The sequence below is a fragment of the Nostocoides sp. genome, assembly GCF_037045025.1.
Taxonomy (GTDB): domain Bacteria; phylum Actinomycetota; class Actinomycetes; order Actinomycetales; family Dermatophilaceae; genus Nostocoides_A.
The window spans coordinates 806,670-826,032 of record NZ_JBAOHM010000011.1 but is presented as its reverse complement, the minus strand read 5'-3'; the positions used below and the strand labels follow the sequence as shown (position 1 = coordinate 826,032).

The 19,363-nt window shown below is 73.8% G+C and carries 25 protein-coding genes and 6 pseudogenes; 17 read left to right on the top strand and 14 right to left on the bottom strand.

What is annotated here, in order from left to right:
- A partial coding sequence (locus V9G19_RS15140; RefSeq protein WP_462286216.1) for a hypothetical protein occupies positions 1–196 on the bottom strand: 196 nt, incomplete at its 3' end.
- On the opposite strand from V9G19_RS15140, the gene V9G19_RS15135 reads away from it, so the two are divergent.
- The 7 genes and pseudogenes from V9G19_RS15135 to V9G19_RS15105 all read left to right on the top strand — a co-directional run bounded on the left by V9G19_RS15135 (position 195) and on the right by V9G19_RS15105 (position 2,973).
- Positions 195–509: a hypothetical protein gene (locus tag V9G19_RS15135; protein WP_462286215.1), complete on the top strand. Its 315-nt coding sequence runs from the start codon at positions 195–197 to the stop codon at positions 507–509. The genes V9G19_RS15140 and V9G19_RS15135 overlap by 2 nt on opposite strands.
- Positions 496–888 carry a hypothetical protein gene (locus V9G19_RS15130; RefSeq protein ID WP_462286214.1) on the top strand — a complete coding sequence of 131 codons (393 nt, stop codon included), beginning with the start codon at positions 496–498 and terminating at the stop codon, positions 886–888. The genes V9G19_RS15135 and V9G19_RS15130 overlap by 14 nt, the downstream gene beginning before the upstream one ends.
- Positions 858–1,128: pseudogene (locus V9G19_RS15125) on the top strand (ABC transporter substrate-binding protein); the annotation flags it as partial. The gene V9G19_RS15130 and the pseudogene V9G19_RS15125, both read left to right, overlap by 31 nt.
- A 73-nt stretch (positions 1,129–1,201) precedes the next feature.
- Positions 1,202–1,477, top strand: a pseudogene (locus V9G19_RS15120) (ABC transporter substrate-binding protein); the annotation flags it as partial.
- Between the two features lie 43 nt (positions 1,478–1,520).
- Entirely contained in the window at positions 1,521–1,907 is a 387-nt protein-coding gene (locus V9G19_RS15115) for a hypothetical protein (RefSeq protein ID WP_462286213.1), read from the top strand.
- 167 nt (positions 1,908–2,074) lie between these two features.
- On the top strand, positions 2,075–2,290 hold the full coding sequence (locus V9G19_RS15110; protein ID WP_462286212.1) for a hypothetical protein: 216 nt from the start codon (positions 2,075–2,077) through the stop codon (positions 2,288–2,290).
- 191 nt (positions 2,291–2,481) lie between these two features.
- Entirely contained in the window at positions 2,482–2,973 is a 492-nt protein-coding gene (locus V9G19_RS15105) for a hypothetical protein (RefSeq protein ID WP_462286211.1), read from the top strand.
- 204 nt (positions 2,974–3,177) lie between these two features.
- On the opposite strand, the gene V9G19_RS15100 is transcribed toward V9G19_RS15105, so the two are convergent.
- The gene (locus V9G19_RS15100) at positions 3,178–3,480 is read right to left on the bottom strand and encodes a hypothetical protein (protein WP_462286266.1); all 303 of its coding nucleotides are present in this window, start codon (positions 3,478–3,480) and stop codon (positions 3,178–3,180) included.
- On the opposite strand from V9G19_RS15100, the gene V9G19_RS15095 reads away from it, so the two are divergent.
- The 4 genes from V9G19_RS15095 to V9G19_RS15080 all read left to right on the top strand — a co-directional run bounded on the left by V9G19_RS15095 (position 3,380) and on the right by V9G19_RS15080 (position 6,916).
- On the top strand, positions 3,380–4,411 hold the full coding sequence (locus tag V9G19_RS15095) for a hypothetical protein (protein WP_462286258.1): 1,032 nt from the start codon (positions 3,380–3,382) through the stop codon (positions 4,409–4,411). The two genes, V9G19_RS15100 and V9G19_RS15095, sit on opposite strands and share 101 nt — an antisense overlap.
- Positions 4,412–5,657: 1,246 nt before the next feature.
- Positions 5,658–5,948, top strand: coding sequence for an ATP-binding cassette domain-containing protein (locus tag V9G19_RS15090; RefSeq protein ID WP_462286210.1), 291 nt, complete (start codon positions 5,658–5,660; stop codon positions 5,946–5,948).
- Positions 5,949–6,434: 486 nt separating this feature from the next.
- Positions 6,435–6,614, top strand: a complete 180-nt coding sequence (locus V9G19_RS15085; protein WP_462286209.1) for a hypothetical protein — start codon at positions 6,435–6,437, stop codon at positions 6,612–6,614.
- On the top strand, positions 6,611–6,916 hold the full coding sequence (locus V9G19_RS15080; RefSeq protein ID WP_462286208.1) for a hypothetical protein: 306 nt from the start codon (positions 6,611–6,613) through the stop codon (positions 6,914–6,916). The genes V9G19_RS15085 and V9G19_RS15080 overlap by 4 nt, the downstream gene beginning before the upstream one ends.
- Before the next feature lie 56 nt (positions 6,917–6,972).
- On the opposite strand, the gene V9G19_RS15075 is transcribed toward V9G19_RS15080, so the two are convergent.
- The 5 genes and pseudogenes from V9G19_RS15075 to V9G19_RS15055 all read right to left on the bottom strand — a co-directional run bounded on the left by V9G19_RS15075 (position 6,973) and on the right by V9G19_RS15055 (position 10,804).
- Positions 6,973–7,575, bottom strand: coding sequence for a hypothetical protein (locus V9G19_RS15075; protein WP_462286207.1), 603 nt, complete (start codon positions 7,573–7,575; stop codon positions 6,973–6,975).
- On the bottom strand, positions 7,572–9,020 hold the full coding sequence (locus tag V9G19_RS15070) for a PASTA domain-containing protein (RefSeq protein WP_462286206.1): 1,449 nt from the start codon (positions 9,018–9,020) through the stop codon (positions 7,572–7,574). Before V9G19_RS15070 ends, V9G19_RS15075 begins: the two co-directional genes overlap by 4 nt.
- Positions 8,996–9,181 carry a hypothetical protein gene (locus V9G19_RS15065; RefSeq protein WP_462286205.1) on the bottom strand — a complete coding sequence of 62 codons (186 nt, stop codon included), beginning with the start codon at positions 9,179–9,181 and terminating at the stop codon, positions 8,996–8,998. The genes V9G19_RS15070 and V9G19_RS15065 overlap by 25 nt, the downstream gene beginning before the upstream one ends.
- 466 nt (positions 9,182–9,647) lie before the next feature.
- Positions 9,648–9,968: pseudogene (locus V9G19_RS15060) on the bottom strand (amidohydrolase family protein); the annotation flags it as partial.
- A 23-nt stretch (positions 9,969–9,991) separates the two neighbouring features.
- On the bottom strand, positions 9,992–10,804 hold the full coding sequence (locus tag V9G19_RS15055) for an amidohydrolase family protein (protein WP_462286204.1): 813 nt from the start codon (positions 10,802–10,804) through the stop codon (positions 9,992–9,994).
- 86 nt (positions 10,805–10,890) lie between these two features.
- On the opposite strand from V9G19_RS15055, the pseudogene V9G19_RS15050 reads away from it, so the two are divergent.
- Together V9G19_RS15050 and V9G19_RS15045 are read left to right on the top strand one after the other, a co-directional pair.
- A pseudogene (locus V9G19_RS15050) lies at positions 10,891–11,247 on the top strand (CocE/NonD family hydrolase); the annotation flags it as partial.
- A pseudogene (locus V9G19_RS15045) lies at positions 11,234–11,482 on the top strand (CocE/NonD family hydrolase); the annotation flags it as partial. The pseudogenes V9G19_RS15050 and V9G19_RS15045, both read left to right, overlap by 14 nt.
- A gap of 1,606 nt (positions 11,483–13,088) precedes the next feature.
- Here the strand turns inward: V9G19_RS15045 and V9G19_RS15040 are convergent.
- The 5 genes from V9G19_RS15040 to V9G19_RS15020 form a co-directional block, all read right to left on the bottom strand.
- Entirely contained in the window at positions 13,089–13,685 is a 597-nt protein-coding gene (locus V9G19_RS15040) for a hypothetical protein (protein WP_462286203.1), read from the bottom strand.
- A gap of 89 nt (positions 13,686–13,774) precedes the next feature.
- Entirely contained in the window at positions 13,775–14,128 is a 354-nt protein-coding gene (locus tag V9G19_RS15035; RefSeq protein WP_462286202.1) for a hypothetical protein, read from the bottom strand.
- Between the two features lies 1 nt (position 14,129).
- Entirely contained in the window at positions 14,130–14,387 is a 258-nt protein-coding gene (locus tag V9G19_RS15030) for a hypothetical protein (protein ID WP_462286201.1), read from the bottom strand.
- A 101-nt stretch (positions 14,388–14,488) separates the two neighbouring features.
- Positions 14,489–14,890, bottom strand: a complete 402-nt coding sequence (locus V9G19_RS15025) for a hypothetical protein (protein WP_462286200.1) — start codon at positions 14,888–14,890, stop codon at positions 14,489–14,491.
- Positions 14,891–15,865: 975 nt separating this feature from the next.
- Entirely contained in the window at positions 15,866–16,102 is a 237-nt protein-coding gene (locus V9G19_RS15020; RefSeq protein WP_462286199.1) for a hypothetical protein, read from the bottom strand.
- Between the two features lie 693 nt (positions 16,103–16,795).
- Between V9G19_RS15020 and V9G19_RS15015 the strand changes: the two genes are divergently transcribed.
- The 3 genes from V9G19_RS15015 to V9G19_RS15005 are packed head-to-tail and all read left to right on the top strand — an operon-like array spanning position 16,796 to position 17,538.
- Complete coding sequence (locus tag V9G19_RS15015; RefSeq protein ID WP_462286198.1) at positions 16,796–17,044, top strand: SDR family NAD(P)-dependent oxidoreductase; 249 nt, start codon at positions 16,796–16,798, stop codon at positions 17,042–17,044.
- Entirely contained in the window at positions 16,953–17,381 is a 429-nt protein-coding gene (locus tag V9G19_RS15010; RefSeq protein WP_462286197.1) for an SDR family NAD(P)-dependent oxidoreductase, read from the top strand. Before V9G19_RS15015 ends, V9G19_RS15010 begins: the two co-directional genes overlap by 92 nt.
- On the top strand, positions 17,359–17,538 hold the full coding sequence (locus V9G19_RS15005) for an SDR family oxidoreductase (protein ID WP_462286196.1): 180 nt from the start codon (positions 17,359–17,361) through the stop codon (positions 17,536–17,538). The genes V9G19_RS15010 and V9G19_RS15005 overlap by 23 nt, the downstream gene beginning before the upstream one ends.
- Positions 17,539–17,557: 19 nt before the next feature.
- On the opposite strand, the gene V9G19_RS15000 is transcribed toward V9G19_RS15005, so the two are convergent.
- Both V9G19_RS15000 and V9G19_RS14995 read right to left on the bottom strand, forming a co-directional pair.
- The gene (locus V9G19_RS15000; RefSeq protein WP_462286257.1) at positions 17,558–18,139 is read right to left on the bottom strand and encodes a hypothetical protein; all 582 of its coding nucleotides are present in this window, start codon (positions 18,137–18,139) and stop codon (positions 17,558–17,560) included.
- A gap of 175 nt (positions 18,140–18,314) precedes the next feature.
- Positions 18,315–18,521 (bottom strand): annotated as a pseudogene (locus V9G19_RS14995) (M20/M25/M40 family metallo-hydrolase); the annotation flags it as partial.
- 443 nt (positions 18,522–18,964) lie between these two features.
- Here V9G19_RS14995 and V9G19_RS14990 point away from each other — a divergent pair.
- The gene (locus V9G19_RS14990; protein WP_462286256.1) at positions 18,965–19,351 is read left to right on the top strand and encodes a phosphate acyltransferase; all 387 of its coding nucleotides are present in this window, start codon (positions 18,965–18,967) and stop codon (positions 19,349–19,351) included.
- The last annotated feature ends 12 nt before the right edge of the window (positions 19,352–19,363 follow it).

Sequence of the window (19,363 nt, the reverse complement as noted above, 5' to 3'; positions counted from 1 at the left end):
ACGGGACCGTCGTGGCGCGCGCACGGTCGCGGCCACCGGCACGCTCGCGGGGCAGGTCCTGCGCCGCGCCTGAACCGGGGTTCCAGCAGCCGCTGGAATCGGCGCCGGAGCCGTTCCCGGGGGTGCTAGTGCTGTCCGTCCCCGGCGCCGGTGGACAGTCGCCGGGCGGTGGTCCCCGATAGAGGAGGGACGGCATGCGGATCCGCAGGCTTGCGGTGCTTCGTCGCGACGCTGATGCTCGCGACGCTCACGGCTCGGCGCGCGCCAGCGCCCAGGACTCGGGGTCCGTGCTGCGCGTGGCGCGGCTGGCCGACTGGTTCAACTTCTTCCACCCGGTGGAGTTCCAGACCGGCAACCAGTTCCAGTGGTGGAACACGATCTTCAACACGCTGGTGAAGGTCGACGCGGACTCCCGGACGGTGGTCCCGGACCTCGCCGACTCCTGGGAGGTCTCGCCGGACGGCACCCGAGTACACGTTCAACCTGCACCCGGGCGTGACGTGGCATGACGGCGACGCCGTTCACCGCCAACGACGTCGCCTTCACCATCGACTGGTTCGCCAACAACTCAACCGTCGACGAACGGGCGCGACTACGCCCCGGTCTACAAGGGCTTCCTGCCCAAGTGGGGCGCCATCACGGGCGCCAAGGACGTCGCCGGCACGCTCGGCGCCGACGGCACCATCACCCCCGGCACCGGCCAGCGTCGCGGGCGTCGAGGTGATCGACGACAACACCGTCAAGCTCACGCTGGACGCGCCGAACTCGACGTTCCTCGCCGGCCTGTCCGACATGGCGAACGTCATCCTGCCCGCAGCACATCCTCAAGGACGCCGACCGCGACGGACATCGAGACCGTGCCGTTCACCGTCGGCACCCCCGGCGTGACCGTCGGCACCGGCCCCTACAAGCTGACCAGCTTCACCCCCGACCAGGAGGTCCAGGTCGAGGCGAACCCGGACTACTTCAAGGGCGCGCCCGAGCATCGACCGGATCGTGTTCAAGCTGTTCTCCGACCCGACGCTGGCCATCGCCCAGATCGAGTCGGGCGACCTTGACCTCGCCTTCCGCGTGCCCCCGGCCGAGTTCGACCGCCTGGCGGCCAACGAGAACCTCAACGTCATCTCCGCCCCGAACCCGGGCATCGTGCGCATCATCATGAACACGGACACCGCGCCCTGGGACAAGGCCGGAGGTTCGCCAGGCGGTCGCCTACGCCATCAACAAGCAGGCCATCGTCGACCAGTTCTACAAGGGCCGCGCCCAGGTCCTCTACAACCACCCGGGCTTCACGGTCTACGACGACATCAACAAGTACGACTACGACCCCGCCAAGGCCGCCGAGCTGCTCAAGCGACGGCGCGGCTACGACGGCGAGCCGTTCACGATCGTCTACGACTCCAGGGCTTCCCGGATGCCGTCGGCCATCATGCCGCTCATCCAGGCGGACCTGACCGCAGCCGGCATCAATGCCGCAGCTCGCGCCGGCCGACGGCGCGTCAGGCCTACGTCGACTATCGATGACAGGACCGCAGCAAGCCTGGGGCGGCTCGATCACGGTCGGCGGCAGCGAGGCGCTCTCGCCCGACCGCTCGCAGCAGTACTACAGCCACCAGCGGCGACGCCCGACCTCGGCGAACTCGAACTACACCAACCCGCGGATCTTCGAGCTGTGGAACGGCGCCCGCGCCGAGCCCGACGACGCCAAGCGTGACGAGATGTACCACGAGCTGGCGCTGCATCCTGAACGCGGATCCTGCCAATGGTCCACCTGTACGCTCCGAACCTGGTCATGGTCTCCACCAAGGACGCTTGGCGGCGGCTTCGCAGGTCCACCTCAACGAGCGCGAGTCGTTCATGAACGTCGAGACCTGGACGCTCGGACCGGCCTCCTGATCGCGATCTGACCACGCGATACCATGGCGCCCATCAGCCTCCGCCACCGCGGGCCCCGGCTGATGGGCGCCTATTTCATCCGGCGGATCCTGATCGCGATCCCGGTCCTGCTGGGCATCACGATCCTCGCCTTCGTGGTCATCAAGATGCACGCCCGGGCGACCCGCTCACCGCGCGCATGGACCCCGAGACCTTCGCCCGGATGTCAGCGCATCCCGGAGCAGCCATCGAGGCGATGCGCCGCCAGTACGGCCTGGATCAGCCGCTGCCGGTCCAGTACCTCAAGTGGCTCGACGGCGTCCTCCACGGCGACCTGGGCTACGCCATCAGCACCGGCCGACTCGATCGGCGATCGGAGATCGCCTCGCGGCATCGGGCGCCAGCCTGCTCCTGATGATCCCTCGCCGCGCTCGTCGGCGCTCGCCTTCGGGCTGCCGGCGGGCATCCTGTCCGCGGTCCACCAGTACGGCAAGGCTGGACTACGCTGCTCTCGGCGCTCGACGGTGCTGCTCATCAGCACCCCCACGTTCGTGCTGGGCCTGGTCGCCATCTACATCTTCGGCGTGGAGCTGGACCTGGCTGCCCGTGGGCGAGCTGGTGACGATCGGCAAGGAGAACGACCTCCTCGACCGGCTCTCCCACTTCGTGCTGCCCGCGCTCATCCTGGGGTCTCGTCAACGCGGCGCTGCTGATGCGCTACACGCGAGCGAGCATGCGTGGAGGCGCTGGGCGCCGACTACATCACGACCGCGAAGCTCCAAGGGCCTGCCCAGTCGCGTCGTGGTCGTCCGCCACGGCCTGCGCAACGCGCTCATCCCGGTCATCACCGTGCTTGCGTTCCTGATGCCCGGAGCTCATCGCCGGGCGCCGTGGTCACCGAGACGGTGTTCAACTGGCCCGGGCCTGGGCCAGCTCTCCGTGAAGGCCGCCAAGGCCGGCGACCCGGCGATGATGATGGGCGTCGTGCTCATCGTGGGCATCGCCGTGCTGGCTCGCCTCGATCGTCGCCGACCTCGCCTACGCCATCGCCGATCCGCGCATCCGCTACGACCGTGGACGCTGAGGTGGGCGCGATGACCGCCCCGCTGCCCCGGTCGCGCCGCCGCCGCAGGACGCCGCCCAGGTCGCCGCCGGGGAGCACGAGGGGCTGCTGCGCATGGCGGTCGCGCCGCTTCCGTGCGCCATCGCCTCGCCATGATCGGCCTCATCACGCTGACGGTCATCATCCTGGTCGCCGGCGTTCCTGCCGATGATCATGACCCTGGATCCCATCAAGCCCGACTACGACAACCTGGGCATGCCTCCGAGCGCCAACCACATCCTGGGTGGCGACCTGTCCGGCCGCGACATCTTCGCGCGCGTGGTGCACGGCACACGGGTGTCACTCATCGCCGGCCTGGGTGCGGTGGTCGTGTTCGTGACCATCGGCACCGCGGTGGGGCTCATCGCGGGCGCCTTCGGGGGCATCGCGGACCAGGTGCTGATGCGGTTCACGGACATCATCCTGTCGATCCCGCCGCTGCTGTTGATCATCGTGTTCGTGTCCGTCGTGGGCAAGAGCCTGGGGGCGGTGATCGCGGTCATCGGCCTCGTCTTCTGGCCCCAGACCGCGCGTCTCGTGACGCGGCCAGCTGCTGTCCCTGCGCGAGGCGGAGTTCGTGACCGCGTCCCGGGTCATCGGGGTCCGGGAGCGCGCGATGGTCGGGGGCCGCCACCTGATCCCCAACATCTTCGGGCCGCTCACGGTCGTCGCCACCTTCGGCGTGGCGAGCGCGATCCTGCTGGACATCGCGGCGCTCTCGTTCCTGGGCCTGGGCGTCCAGCCGCCCGACCCCGAGCCTGGGCGGTCGATGGTCTCCGCGGCGGCGCACCCGCGGATGCTGCCAGATCCAGCCCTGGACGGCTGGTCGGCGGGCGTCGTGATCGCGCTCATCGGTGCATGTCGCGTGCAACCTCGTGGGCGACGGGCTGCGCGGCGCAGCTCGACCCCCGGGCGCCAGCCGTGGCGCGTGGCACGGCCCCGCCCCCGGCGCGCACGGCCGCCGGCAGCGCACGCCCCTGCTGGCCGTGCGCGACCTGCGTCGTCGACGTTCCGGACCGGCTCGGGTGTCGTGACGCGCCGTGCGCGGCATCGACCTACGACCTCGAGCGCGGGCGAGATCGTGGGCCTCGTGGGCGAATCGGGCTCGCGGCAAGAGCGTCACGAGCCTGCGCCATCACGCGCCTGCTGCCGCCAGCCCGCCGGGCGCATCGAGGGCGGCCGGATCGTGTTCGACGGGCGCTCGCTGCTCGACCTGGCCCCGGACGGAGATGCTCGTCAGGTCCGCGGTCCGAGCGCATCGCGATGATCTTCCAGGACCCGCTCACGAGCCTCAACCCGGTGCTCACCATCGGCAGCCAGATGGCCGAGGGGATGCGCGGAGCACCTGGGCATGGACGAAGGCCGCAGGCGCGGACACGCGCCGCGGAGCTGCTCGAGCATGGTGGGCATCGCCGACGCGGAGCGGCGCATTGAAGGCGTACCCGCACCAGCTGAGCGGCGGCATGCGCCAGCGCGTGATGATCGCGATGGCGCTCGCGCTGCGAGCCCGAGCTGCTCATCGCGGACGAGCCCACGACGGCGCTGGACGTGACCATCCAGGCGCAGATGCTGGACCTGCTGCGCGACCTCGCACGGCGAGCGCGGCATCGGCGGTGCTGCTCATCACGCACGACCTGGGCGTGGTCGCCGGACATGACCCAGCGGGTGTGCCGTGATGTACGCCGGGCGCGTCGTGGAGACCGCCACCGACCGATGAGCTGCTCGCGGCGCCCCGCCACCCCTACACCGTGGGGCTGCTGCGCTCCATCTCGCGCATCGACGCGGCACGCACGGCCGCGGCTCGCGTCCCATCGAGGGCGTCGCCGCCGGAGCACGAGCTCGGCCGCCCGTGGGCTGCCCCTTCGCGCCGCGCTGCGCCGTGGCGGCTGCCGCGCTGCTGCGAGCGAGAACCCGGCGCTCGTGCCGCTGGACGAGGGCGCGGCGGTCGTGGCGACGGCGCCGACCGGGCGACGCGCATCGCGCTGGCCTGCCACGACCCCGGCCACGCCCGAGCGAGGTCGCTCGCGGGCCGGCCGCTGCGCGCACCGAGGCTTCCGGGCGGCGCCGCGGCCGGCCGGCGAAGCGCGGGACCGGGGGCGAGGGCGGCGACCTGTCGCACGAGGTCGACCTGCGCGACGCGGCACCAGGACGTGGGTGGCGCGGATCTCATCGGGCGGCCGCTGGTCGCGCCACATCGAGACGCCCGATCCGGACCATGGGGACGCGCTGCCGACGGCCGCGGGACCGCGGCGCGGGGAGCGGCGCGGACCGACGCGGCGCGCTGGCGCGCGCGCCGGGGACCTGGCGCAGCGACGGATGCGTCCGGCGGGCAGCCGCTGGTCGTCGTCCGGGACCTCCAGGTGCTGTTCGCGCTGCCGGGCGGCATCGGGCGTCGGCCGGAGCGGGAAGGTCGTCCGCGCGTCGATGGGGTCAGCCTCGAGGTCGGCGGTCCGAGACCCTGGGCCTCGTGGGCGAGTCGGGGTCGGGCAAGACCACCACTGGGGCGTGCCATCGTGCGCCTGCTCGACCCCACCGCGGGCTCGCATCCGCTTCGACGGGCACCGAGATCGCCGCGCTCAAGGGCGAGCGCCCTGCGCAAGACGCCGCGACGCCGGTTCCAGATGGTGTTCCAGGATCCCTATCTCGTCGCTCAACCCGCGCATGACCGTCGGCGCGCATCGTGGGCGAGCCGCTGCGTCATCCACGGCCTCGGCGACGCGGCGTCGGACCGCAAGGCGCGCGTCGGCGAGCTGCTGCGACGCGGTGGGCCTCGACGCCGCGAGCTACGCGGCGCGCTATCCCGCACGAGTTCAGCGGCGGCCAGCGGCAGCGCATCGGCATCGCCCGGGCGCTCGCGCGTGCGAGCCCGACGCTGATCGTGTGCGACGAGCCCATCTCGGCGCTCGACGTGTCGATCCAGGCGCAGGTCCTCAACCTGCTGGAGGAGCTCCAGGCAGGAGCTCCGGCCTGACCTACCTCGTTCGTGGCGCACAACCTCGCCGTGGTCCGGCACATCTGCGCACCGGGTCGCCGTGATGTACCTCGGGCAAGCTCGTGGAGCTGGCGACGACCGCGACAGCTGTACGCGCGCGCCGCAGCCATCCCGTACACGCGTCGCGCTGCTGTCCGCGGTCCCGGTGCCGCGGCGCCTCGAGCGGCGGCGCCAGCGGATCGATCCTCAAGGGCGACATCCCCTCCCCCGCCGACCCACCCAGCGGCTGCCGGTTCCACACGCGCTGCTGGCTGCGGGAACGCCTCGGACAACCCGGCGCGCTGCGCGGCCCTGAGGAGCCGGTCCTGGCTGCACCCCGACCCGGCGACGCCGGGCCATCGCACCGCCTGCCCCACTTCGTGGATGAGGCGCGCGCCGCGATCGATCCCGCCACGCTCGTCCCGGTCGCCCGGGAAGCCCCCGCCCCGGCCGGCTGACGGCCGCGGCTCCACGCACGGAGGAACCATGGCCGGAGGAACGCTGCTGCACGCCTGGGTCTTCGGGCCCGTCGTCATCACGGTGGGCTACTGGGAGCAGATCGGCACGAGACCGAGATCGGCTCGCGGGTGGAAGATCCGGCGCGTCGAGCCGGAACCGGTGCCGGGACCAACCCGGGTGTCGCGGGGTTCCGGGTGCTGCCCGTGAGCGAGGGCATCTGGCGGGCCGACCTGTTCACGGGTCCCGACGGGCCGAAGTCTTCACTACCACCCGGCCTTGAGGACGGCGACGTGGGGGAGCGCCATCTCAACCCGCACCTGACGGCCGACCCGGTCGCGTGGGCGATGGCCCAGCTGGCCGACATCCGCGCGCTGCTCATCGGCTCGGGGGCGGCGGACGTCGCCGACGCGGTCCCCCAGGCGCTGCTCGACGTGGTGCTGCCGGACATCCGGCGCGCCATCGAGCGCTCGTTCGAACCCATCGAGACGGTCGCAGGCCGCGCCGGCTGACGCCGGCGCGGCCCGGAGGCGGCGCGGGAACGGGGCGTCGGTCCCAGCCCCGGTGATCAGGGCGCGGCGGAGGCCGCGGGGACGGGCACGCCGTCCTCGGGCACAACCGTGAGGTCATAGCCCAGGAAGCGGATCGACTGCTTGGCGAGGGTCCCGTCGTCGGTGAGCGAGGTCAGCGCCGTATCGACCGCCTGGATGAGCGACGCGTCGTCGTCCGCGGCCTTGGCATCGAACGCGACGCCGACCGGCGCCCACACGACGGGATCGCCGACGGTGGTCACCCGGGTGCCATCCCCGATGGCGCCATCGATGGTCGGCAGGGACGCCAGCCAGCCTGCGAACGGGGCGCCGCCTGCGGCGGCCTGGGCGACGCAGTCCTCGTCCGTGGCGACCGGCAGCGCGGCGGCGTCCTTGGGCGGCTCGGCGGGCGGCAGGGTCGGATCGACGAGCGCCAGCGTGCCCTCGAGCCAGGCCAGGCCGGTGTCGCCGTCGGTGGTGCAGATGGACTGGCCGGCCAGCTCCTCGACGCTCGTCAGCCCCAATTCCACGGTCACCGCGAGCTGCTGCGGGTCGAAGCCATACGGCCGCAAGAACGACAGCAGCGACGGGTCGGGCGCCTGGATGGCGGACCCGCGAGATGGCGACGTCGAACCGGTCATCCCAGCCGCCCGCGCGCACCTCGGCGAGGGGCACGTCCGTGAAGCGGACCTTGACGCCGAGCTGCTTGGCGAGATTGCGAGCGACCGAGATGTCGTAGCCGCCGCGTCCGCCGGTCGGCCCGACCCAGGACCAGCCGCCGTCCTCGTCCGCGACGTTCACGCGCAGGACGCCCGCGGCCAGGATGCGCCCGAGGTGGTCGGCCGCCGGAGCGTCCGACGGAGCCGCGGACGGCGCCGGCTTCGCGGTGGGCCTGGGCGTCGGCTTGGGCGTGGGCTTTGAGGGTGGGCTTCGGGGTCGGACGCGGCGTGGGGCGCGGCGTCTGCTGCGGCTGGGGCGTCGCCTCGGCGACAGCGGGACCCGTGGACACGAGCAGGTCGATCTTCGCGCGAGGCTTGACGATCGTGCCCGACACCGGGTCGGTGCGCACGACCTTTGCCCGCCGCGATGACGGGGCTCGTGGTGGTGCGACCTGGCCCAGCCGCAGGTTGATGTCCTCGAGCGCGGCGGTCGCCTCGTCGACGGTCAGGCCGCGCAGCCGGGGCACCTCAACCTGGCTGGGCGTCGGGGTCGGCTGCGGCGGCTCGGTGGGCTGGGCGCTGGGGCCGCGCGACACGACGTAGTCGACCGTGCTGGGGTCCACTTGCGTGCCGGCCTTCGGGTCGGTGCGCATGATGCGGCCCTTCGCGATGGAGTCGCTGGTGCGGGTGGTCTTGGTGCCCGGCTCCAGGCCGGCGTCGATGAGCGCCGAGACGGCGTCCGCCTCGCGGTCACCAGGTGACGTCCGGGACCTTGACGGTCTGGGGCGCGGTGGCCAGGACGAGCGCCACGGTCTCGCCCATCTCGAGCTGCTTGCCGGCCGGCGACCCTGCTCGATGACCGTGCCGCGCGGCGCCTCGCTGGTGCGGCGGTTGGTGAAGCTGACCTCCAGCCCGCGGCGCGCCGCGAGGAGCGTCGCCTCGTCCTTCGTCCTGCCCAGGAAGTCGGGGACCTTGACGGTCGACGGGGTGGGCTTGGCGGTGCTCGGGCTTTTCGGGGTGGGGCTCGACTCGGGGCCCTCCTGGTGGGCCACCACGAGGCCGTCCGCGACGCCGTCGATCATTCCGCGTACCGGCCCTCGGAGAGCGCCAGCGACGCGTCGTCCTCGATGCTCACGAACACCGTCGGGCAGGATCGTGCGGCCCGCCTGGCTGCCCACGAGGACCGCGGCCTCCACCTCCGCCTCCGACGCGATGAGCATCGCGTCGCGCTCCTGGTCGCCGTTCACCGCCCACAGGTCCGCGGCCCAGTCGTCGATGGAGCGGCCGTCGGTGGTGTCGATGAGCACGTTCCGCCGCCAGCCGCCGCCCGTGGCGTCCTCGTACCGCTTGCCGGCCGCGGCGACGCGCTCGCCGTCGTCCGCGACGAACCCGTTGGGGTCCGTCAGCAGGGCCACGAGGCGCGGCACGTCCTGACCGACAGGCCGGTCTCCGCGATGACATCCGGGCCGCGCAGCACCTGCAGCGTGTAGTCACCGAGGGGCGGCACCGGCAGCGTGCCCGCGACAATATCCAGGGCGGGATCGACGGGAAGGTCCGGGTAGGCCCAGAGCGCATCCTGCTCGCCCACGCGCCCGGACAGGCGGACGGCGAGCGAGGCCTGGCCGACGGGGCCGGGGAGCGCGAGCCGGAACGTAGCGGACTCGCCGGGCGCGAACGCGGCGCGCGGACCCTTGATCTTCAGGCCATCCAGCGAGGTGCCCAGGGGACAGGACCGGGGGCGACTGGGGGTCGCGGCCCTCGTCCTCGGCGACGGTGCCGCCGAGCGTTGGGGCGCCGACGCCGGCGGAGCCGGTCGGGGTGGTGGGCGTCTGGGCCGTGATGGCCAGCGAGCTGGTGAGCACCAGCACCGCGGCGATCGAGCGCGGCCACGAGCGAGACCGCGCAGGGGACCAGCGGGTGCTTGGTCGATGGAAGCACCTCGTTGCAGGAGGCGCGCGGCCGGACGAACCGCGCCGGCCCACCCCGGGATTGTGGCCCCCCGAGGGTGAAGGGACGGTTGCGAAGGGGTGCGGTCGTCTTCGAACTCGTCGCGCTCAGGCAGGGATCGGGTGGACCACCCTGCCCGCCTGGATGACCATGCGCGGGCGCTCCAGGCGCCGCAGGTCGACCAGCGGATCGCCCTCGACGAGCACGAGGTCGGCGAGCTTGCCGGCCTCCACGGTGCCGATCTCCGCCTCAAGGCCAAGCAGCCGGGCGCCGTTGCTGGTGCCGGCCTTGATGGCCGCCATGGGCGTCGCGCCGTGGTCGTGGACATTGCGGGTTAGCTCGCGCGCAAGGTGCTCCGGGAGCACGCCCCGGACGCCGCAGTCGGTGCCCGTGGCGATGGGGATGCCCATCGCGATGGCGGATTCCGCCGATCGGCGGTGGAGCCGCTACGTCAGGGCCGCCTGGGCGCTGCCGCCTGGTCGGGCGTCCGGCCCTCGAGGTTGGACCACACGTCGGTCACGGTGAGCGTGGGGACCAGCGTGGCGCCGCTCTCCTTGAGCACCTCCAGGGCATGGTCGTCGGCGAGGAACGCGTGCTCCACGCTGGCCACCCCGGCGCGCGCGGCGTTCATCACCGACTGGCTGCCCTGGGCGTGCGCCATGACCCGGCGGCGCAGGCGGGCCGCCTCGGTCACGATCGCCTCCATCTCGGGCTGGGTCAGCTCCTCCACGCCCGCCACCGCGGTCGTGAGCATGGCCGCCTCGCTCGCCACCGCCTTGATGTGGTCCGCGCCGTCGCGCACGTTGATGCGCACCGCGCGGCGCAGCTCCAGCTCCCCGTCCGCCTCGCGCCCGAACAGCCAGCCATGCCCGCCAGTGATGGTCAGCGCCGGCCCCGCCGCGAGCAGGCGCGGCCCCGGGATGTCGCCGTTCGCGATCGCGTCGCGCAGGATTAGACGTCCGTGTTGGAGGGCGCGCCGCCGCTGCGCGAGGTGGTGACGCCGGCGCGCAGGGCGGCCATCGCGCTGCGGGCGGCCCGCAGGATAAATCCACGACTCCAGGGGCTCCTGGCGGTAGAGCAGGAACCCATCCTCGACGAGCGGGTCGATGGGGTAGTGGGAGTGGCAGTCCACGAACCCGGGCAGCAGCGTCAGGCCCGCGCCGTCGATGACGGTGCCCTCCGGGAACACGGGGCCGGCACCGGGCGTGTGCGGCCGCACCGCGCTGATGCGCTCCCCATCGATGGCCACGTCCATGGCGGACATCACGTGGTCGGCGGTGCCATCGATGAGGCGGACGTTCTCGATGACGAATCAGACGGTGCTCGGCTCCTGTTGCGGCTGGGGTACCCATGATGGCGGACCGGCGCACGCCCGGGCGACGCGGCGGCGCACGCGTCTGCGATGCTGCCGCCATGACAAGACGCCGTCCGACCCCCCGCCGAGCGATCCGCGCACTCCCCCAACCCGTCGAAGAGACCGCACCGGTCTGGATTCCGATGCCGGACGGGGCGCGGCTGGCGGGCCGCCTCTGGCGTCCGGCCTGGGCGTCGGCGGAGCGGCCCGTCCCGGCGCTGCTGGAGCTCATCCCCTACCGGACGCGCGACCTGACCGCGTTGCGCGACGAGGGCATCCACGCGGCGTTCGCGGCGAACGGGTACGCCAGCCTGCGCGTGGACATCCGGGGCAGCGGCAATTCCGAGGGGCTCATCCCCGACGAGTACCTCGCCCAGACTGCAGGACGGCGCCGACCTGATCGCCTGGCTCGCGGCCCAGCCCTGGTGCACGGGGCGCGTGGGCATGTTCGGCAACAGTTGGGGCGGCTTCAACGCGCTCCAGGTCGCGGCGCTTCGGCCGCCCGCCCTTGGCGCCATCGTGTCGTCCTGCTCCACCGACGACCGGTTCGCGGACGACATGCACTGGCGGGGCGGCGCGCTGCTCACGGACATGCTCGACTGGGGCGCCACGTTCCTGTGCTGGATGGCGCTGCCGCCCGACCCCGCGGTGAGCGGCGCCCGCCTGGCGCGAGCGCTCGGCTGGAGCGCATCGCCCTCGCCGCGGACGCGCCGGCCGTCGGTCGCGTGGCTGGACGCACCAGGAGCGCGACGCCTACTGGCGCCACGGGTCGGTGAACGAGGCGTACGCCGACATCCCAGGTCCCGGTCCTCGCCCTGGGCGGCTGGCAGGACGGGCGCGGGTACTCCAACGCGATCCCGCGGCTGCTGGCGGGGCTGTGCGAGCCCGGTGCACGGGCATCGTGGGGCCGTGGGCGCACGGCTATCCGCACGCGGCCGGACCGGGCCCCGGCATCGACTTCCTGGGGGTCGCGCTGCGCTGGTGGGACCGCTGGCTGCAGCGACGACCCGACCGGCGTCGGACGCCTGGCCCGCGCTGCCAGGCGTGGCTGGCCGGACGGCCTGCCGCCCCGAGCCGCTGTACGACGTCGCGCCCGGGCGCGTGGGTCGCCGAGGCGACCTGGCCGACGCCGCGGATCGCGACCGGAGCGGTGGGCCCTCGCGGACGGCAGGACGGCTGGAAGCCGGGCGAGACCGCGCGCGGCGAGGGGCGCCGCCGTCGACGTCCGGACCGGGCAGACCGTGGGCGCGGCGGCGGGTGAGTGGTGCCCGTTCGGGACGGGCGGGCGCGGGGCCGGAGCTGCCCGGGCGACCAGGCGCACGGACGATGCCCGCTCGGTCTGCTTCGAGAGCGCGCCGCTCGGCGCGAGCGGCTGGAGGATCGCTGGGGCGCGCCGGTGCTACGGCTGGCGATCCCCGGATGGCGAGCGGCCCGGGCTCGTGGTCGCGCGGCTGTGCGACGTCTGGCCGGATGCGCGCTCCACGCGTGTCTCGTACGCGGTGCGCCACGCGGGCGCGCCGGGCGATCCGGGGGCTCGTGGACGGGATCCTGGAGCTGCGCCTGGACGACGTGGGGTATGCGTTCCTGCCGGGCCACCGGATCCGGGTGGCGCTGTCCACGACGAGCTGGCCGATGGTCTGGCCCGAGGCGACCCCAGGGCGCGCTCCGGCTCCTGGACCGGCTGCGTCCCGCGCTGGCGCTGCCCGTGCGGCCGGCGCGCGGCGGGGCGCAGCGCCCGCTCGGCCTCGGGACGCCCTGGCGGCCCCGAGCCCCGCGGCGGAGGCCGTGGCCCCCGCCCGCCACACCCGCGAGACGTGGCCAGACGGAGCGGCCGGTCGACCCCTGCGCAACGCCATCGACGAGCAGCCGGGCGCCACGTCGGTCCTGCTCCAGCGGCATCACGGTCCACGCGGGCGCCGACGACGTCGCCTCGATCGTCGAGGGCGACCCGGGCTCGGCGCGCATGGAGGCGACGCGCGAACGGTCGTGCTGGCGCATCCCGGGCGGGCCGGCGCTCGCCGTGACCCGGGCACCCTCGAGTCATCACCGCGACCCCGGAGGCCTGCGCGCGCTGGGGCGGCCGGCTGCTGGCCACCGAGGACGGCTCGGTGGTGGCAGACCGCGCCGATCGGGGCGTCCAGTCCCGCGGCGCGTCCCCTGAGGGAGGCCGCGGAGGCCGCGGTCCGGGGGTGGGTCAGGCGTACTCGAGCTGGACGAGCAGGTAGCACCCGTTGGTGTCATCGGCGGTCGCGAACGGCGCGCCGACCGCGAGGGGAGGCTGGAACTCGAGCTGGGCAGGCGACCCCGAGAAGCAGGTCACCGTCTCGAAGCTCGAGGCCCGCGCCGCGAGGTACCAGCCCTTCTTCACGGAGATGCTCACGGCCTTCGTCTCGATGGTGTAGGGCGCGGTGTCGTCGCCGGCGAAGCTGATGACGGGCCCCCGCTTGACGATCCGCGCCTGCTTCGCGCCCGGCTTCGCCTTGGCGAAGAACAGGCGGAAGCTGCCCGCGTGGGCCGCCACCACGCGGACGCGCTTGATCGTGCCGTCCTTGGGGGCCTTCTCGTGCCCGGTGTTGGACGTAAGCACCGATACCATCGTGCAGGGCTGACCCGCGAGCGGACCGCCGGAGTCGCACACCCGGGGCGCGTTCTGGGGCTGCTTGACCGATCCGTCGCCGTTGCGGAGCGTGTTGCCCCAGCGGACGCCGGCCGCGCTGGCCGGTGTCACGGGCAGGGCGCCCATGACCCCCAGCAGCACGAGCCACACCAGGAACGAGCCTCGTCGGCGCATCTCGCCAGCCTCCTGCGGGCCGCCGCGGCGGGTCCCGCGCCCCGCGGCCGGGCCACTGTAGGCCGTCGGGCGGTGGAGGGCAAGGCCGATCAGCCGGCCCCGGCGACCACCACGGCGAGGTCTGCCAGGGAGCCGAGGCCGGTCGCTCCGGTCCGGGCATCGGTCCAGGTGACGCGACGCGACTCGTCGCCGGCGCGCGGGTCCACCCAGGCCCGGAGGCGAGCCGCTTCGATGAGCGGCCGGTCCGCCTCGAAATCGCCGAGGCCCAGCACGACATCCGCGCCGCTCGCCACGAGGTCCGCGACGATCGCCGCCTTCGAGCCGCCGCGCGCCGTGTTGCCCGACGCCAGCCGCCCGACGACCCGGTCGCCGTCCCGCGCCAGGAGCCAGCCGGTGACGTCGGCCGGGTCGATGCCCAGCACCCGGGCGTGGGCCTGCAGCACCTCAATCGGCGCCCCAGAGACCAGGAGCGGTCGGACACCCCCGGCCAGCAGCGCCCCGACCAGGTCGGCCGCCCCCCGGGCGCAGCGGGTCGGACCCGACCAGGCCCGCCGCGAGCGTCTCCAGCTCGGCTGCCGCCCGTCCATCGGCCAGCGCGGTGTAAAGCTCCTCCGCCAGGCGCGCGAAGGCGTCGTAGGGCAGCGAGCCCGCCTCGTAGGCGGCACGCGCCGCGTCGAATGCGGCGGCCGGCCTCCGCCTCATGGTCATCGCGGGCGAGCGCGTGCAGCCACGGCCCGAGCGTGAACCCCGGGTGCAGGCTGTTGTCCAGTCGAGCAGGCCGACCCGCCGGCCGGCGCTCGCCGTCACGGGCGCGACGCGAGCGCCGCGATGAGCGTGTCGAGGTGCATCACGTACTCCAGCGTGATCCAGATGCGGTCGCTGTCGGTGCGCTCCAGCCAGGGGTGCCAGAAGCCAGCCGGGCTAGCCGTCGCGACGTACCAGTCGCCCATGGCCATCGTCCAGTCGCGGTGGACGTCCTCGCCGGTCAGCTCGTAGAGCAGCGACGAGCCCCAGCTCGACTTGCAGAAGCCGGGTACTTGCGCTGGTCGCGGCGTCGCCGCCATGGAGAACGCCTGGTAGCGCCGCGCGAGGTCGACCCAGCGCGACTCGCCGGTGGCCAGCGCGAGGCGGCACAGGAACGCCCGCGCGAGATGCCGCCGATCGTCCCAGCGCTGGAGCCGGTCGGCGGTGTTGTCCACGATCATGTGCGGCGCCGAAGCCGGGGTCGGTCGGCTCGTACGGGCGCTGCCGCTCGCGCGACCAGAAGCAGCGGAAGCGGATCGGCAGTCCGGTCGCCGGAGTCTAGGCCGTCGAGCTCCCTGGACCTCCAGGTGCGCATCCGGGACCGCGGCGACGCCGCAGCGCCACGTCCACGCCGCCCCACGGCGAGCGCCGCGAAGCCGCCCGCCGCAGGCGTACGGCGATGCCATCGTGTCCGACATCGAGCCGTCGGCCTCGCGGTCATTGGCGAAGCCGCCCGCTCGCCGGGTACGCCAGCGCAGCAGCTCCGGGAACAGGCCAATGGACAGGTCGTACTCGCCGATCTGCTGGGCGCCGATGATGAGCGTCGCGTCGCGGTAGGACCAGTCGGTCTGGACGCACCGGCAGCGGCCCGTCGATGCGGCCGTCCGGCGTGCGCAGGTTGCGCCGGATGAAGCCGCACACCGCGTGCGCCGCCTCCACCTCGCCCACGAGACCGAACGTCCACGGCGCGCGGTAGTACTCGAAGCCGTTCGCCGGGTCGCCCCAGCGCGCCGTCCGGGCGCAGGTGCGAGCAGCGGACCACGTCGGTGCCGCGGCGGCGAGCCGCGAGGTGGCGGATCCGACGCGCTGGGCGTGGCCGTGCCGCGGGCGAGCCGCTCGGCGCGGGCGACGTCCGCGAGGCGCTCCGGCTCGCTCCACCAGGACCGGTGCTCCGGGCGCGTCGTGCCGGATTCGTCGAGGGTCGTGGGCGCGGTCGTGCGGCGTACTCCCCGTGCTGCGAGGGCTTCGTCGACCATGTCGAAGGACGAGGTGCCGGACGGGCGGTAGCCGAGGACGGTGCCGGGCCTTGGCGCTGCCCACGATCCAGCTGGGCCGGGCCCCCGCGATCGGGACGGTGCTCGACGGGCAGGCCGAGGCGGCCGCCCAGGTGGGCGATGAGCTCGGCCTCCCGCATGCGGGGCCTGGGGGCCGAAATGTCAGGAACGCCTCCCCACCACCGCCAGCGGGTTGTCGAGCGCGAGCACGATGCCGGCGGCGCAGTCCCGCGCGTCGTTCAGGGTGCTGATGGCGGTGCGGCCCTCGGGGTCCGCGACCACGAACAGGCGGGGCGCGCCGTCGTCGACGGCGCGCAGGGCGGCGAGCCGGCCCCAGGTCCGCGGCGCCGGGGGCGCGATGCGCGGCGATGCGCCGCGATCGCGGCGTGGGGCCCACATCCGGCTCCCGAACACGCCGTCGGGGTCGATGAGGCTCCTTCGGCATCCGCCGTGGCGCTGGGGCGGACGATCGTGGCCGGGATGCCGTACGCCCGCCCGAAGGTGAGGCAGAGCTCCTCCGCGGCCACCTTGGTGGCGCCGTCGACGCTCGCCGGGATGCGCGGGTGGGCCTCGTCGATGGGGGCGTACGCGGAGCCCGCGCCGCCCCCAGTAGACCGGCGTCGGAGCTGATGTAGACGAACCGCGCTGAGCGTCGTGCGGGTGTCCCGGAGCGCCGCCAGCAGGTGGGACGTTGCCGGCGGCGTTGGCGGCGAAGAACTCGTCGTCGATGCCGCGCGCGCCGCGAGAGGTGAGCGCGGCGGCGAGGTGGATTGACCCGCGGTGACGCCCGCCGCGCCCGCGGACCCGGAGGCTCGCGGGGTCCGTGCCGGCGGCCCTCGGCGAGCTCCACGCCGGGCTGCGCCGCGAGCCAGGCGCGGGCGGGGTCGTCCGGGATGACCGGCGCGCGCCCGGACCGTCCGTCCCGAGGCGTCGAGCGACCGGCGCGTCACGTGCCGGCCGATGCGCCCGCCGGCGCCGGTGACGAGGACGGTGCCATCGATGCCCCTCCCGTGCGGGGCTGCGGTTGCGTGGCAGGCAAGGTCTGGCGGATCCGGCGAGGGACGGGTATGACAGCAGCGGTTCGACGGGCGCGTGGCCGTGGTGACGGGCGCGGGGCGGGGCATCGGCCAGTCGGTGGCCGAGCGGCTGGCGTCGGAGGGGGCGGCCGTGGCCGTGGTGGACCTCGACGAGACGGCCGCGCGTCACGTGGCGGACGGCGATCGCGGCGGCGGGCGGCCGGGCGATCGCGGTGCGCTGCGACGTCACGAACGCCGACGAGGTCGCGGCGATGGCCGCGCGCGCCGGCCGAGGCGTTCGGCGGGCGCATCGACATCCTCGTGAACAACGCGGGGATCCTGCGGGGCGACCAAGGTCGTGGACATCGAGCCCGGCCGAGTGGCACCTGGTGGTGGACGCGAACCTCGACCTCCACGTTCCTGTGCTCCAGGCGGTCCAGCCGTACATGGTGACCGCGGGGCGGGGCGCCATCTGCAACCTCGCCTCGATGGCCGGCCGCGCCACGTCCACGCTGGGCGGCGCCCACTACACGACCGCCAAGGCCGGGGTCCTGGGCCTGACGCGGGCGCTGGCGCGCGAGTGGGCGGGCTTCGGCATCACGGTCAACGCGCACCTCGCCGGGCATCGTGGACACGCCGATGGTCCGCGGCTCGCGCGATGAGGCGGGCCTGGAGGCGGTGCGCCAGTCGATCCCGTTCAAGCGCTTCGCCGATCCGTCGGAGCTGGCCGCGCTGATCGCGTTCCTGGTCAGCGACGAGGCGGTCTACATCACCGGCGCCAACGTCGACATCCACGGCGGCGAGCTGATCATCGCGTAGCGCCGGGCGCCCTGACCGATCAGCCGGGCGCTTCTTCGCTGCACCAGGCGAGGGCGGCACGGGCCAGGACGCGGGTGACCCGGGCGACGCTGGCGAGGTCGACCCATTCGTCGGGGCCGTGCTGGCCCTCGCCGGACGGGCCGTAGTAGACCGCAGGGATCGCCGCGCATCGCGGAAGAAGCGGGCGTCCGCGGTGCCCGACAGGGGTGCGCTGGCGGCAGGGCCGCGGGTCTCCTCCGTGATGGCGGCGGCCAGGGTGGCGACCACCGGCGAGCCTGGATCCACGTCCCAGCCCTCCGCTTGGAAGCCGTGCCATCGCACCGTGGGCGGGTGCTCGCGCAGCCATGGGTGCGTGGCGGCGATCTCCGCGAGGCGGTCCGTGAGGGCAGGCCTTCGCGCCTCCGTGATCGACCAGCCGATGGGGAACGAGAAGCGGATGCCGGCACGGCACGCCAGGCGGCACCGACGACGGCCAGTCGCCGCCGCTGATGGTGCCGACGTTGAGCGTCAGGGGCGCGGCGCTGTCCGCGTAGGCCGGGTGGCGGAAGCCGGCATTGAGGCTGTCCGGCAGCGAGCGGAGGCCATCGAGGACGACGAGCATCACGTCGATGGCGTTGACCGCGGCGGCCGCCTTGCCGACATACGCCGGAGCGGCCGGTGGTCGTCAGCTCCGCCCACAGCACGCCGGGCGTGGCGACGAGCATCGCCTCCCCGCTGAGCTCCGGGATGATCGCGGCGTCCACGTGGGGACCGCGGAGTCGGGCGGCCAGGGCGCCGTTGCCGGTCGCCTCCTCCTCGATGACCGACTCGAACACGAGGTCGCCATGCAGCGGCACTCCGCTCGCCCGGAGTGCGGCGATGGCGTGCAGCGCCGCCACGAGCCCGCCCTTCATGTCCAGCGCACCGCGGCCGTGCAGGCGTCCGTCGGTGACGTGGCCGCTGAACGGATCGCCGCTCCACGCACCGCGCTCGCCGATGGGCACCACGTCCACGTGCCCCGACAGGGCCAGGGAGCGGCCACCGCCGGAGCCCTTGAGCGTGGCCACCAGGTTCGGGCGGGGGGAGCGGCCAAGGTCGGCCAGGCCCGCTCGGGAGTCGGACTGGAGCGCTGCCGGGTCGACCTCGTAGAGCTCCGGCGCGAGGCCGGCGTCCGCGCCACGACGTCGCGGAGGTAGTGCTGGGCCGGACGCTCGTCGCCCACGACGCTGGGGTAGGCGACAAGGGCACTCAGCACTCCCTGGAAGTGCGGCGTCAGGCGCTCCAGCGAGGCGCGGACGACAGGCCAGCGGGGGTCGGTCATGGGTCGGCCTCCGCTACGGCATCGCGATGCCACCGTCCACGGGCAGGACCGTGCCGGTGATGAAGGCGGCATCCGGGGAGACGAGATAGCGCACGGCGGCCGCGCGGGGTCGAGCCCCGCGTGGCGATGCTGTCCTATTCGACGGGCAGTTCCGGATCCGGCGCCGACGTCGAAAAGGTCCGGGCCGCAACCGAACTCGTGCGCGAGCGCGCACCGGAGCTGCCCGTCGAGGGCCCGATTCAGTATGACGCCGCCGTCGACCCCGATGTCGCCGCCTCGAAGCTGAAGGGCTCTCCGGTCGCCGGCCGGGCGACCGTCTTCGTCTTCCCCGACCTGAACACCGGCAACAACACCTACAAGGCCGTCCAGCGCTCCGCCGGGGCGCGTCGCGATCGGCCCGGTGCTGCAGGGTCTGCGCCGAGCCGGTCAACGACCTCTCCCGCGGCGCGCTCGTGCGCGACATCGTCAACACGATCGCGATCACCGCGATCCAGGCAGGAGCTAGCCCGATGAGCCACTGCGTGT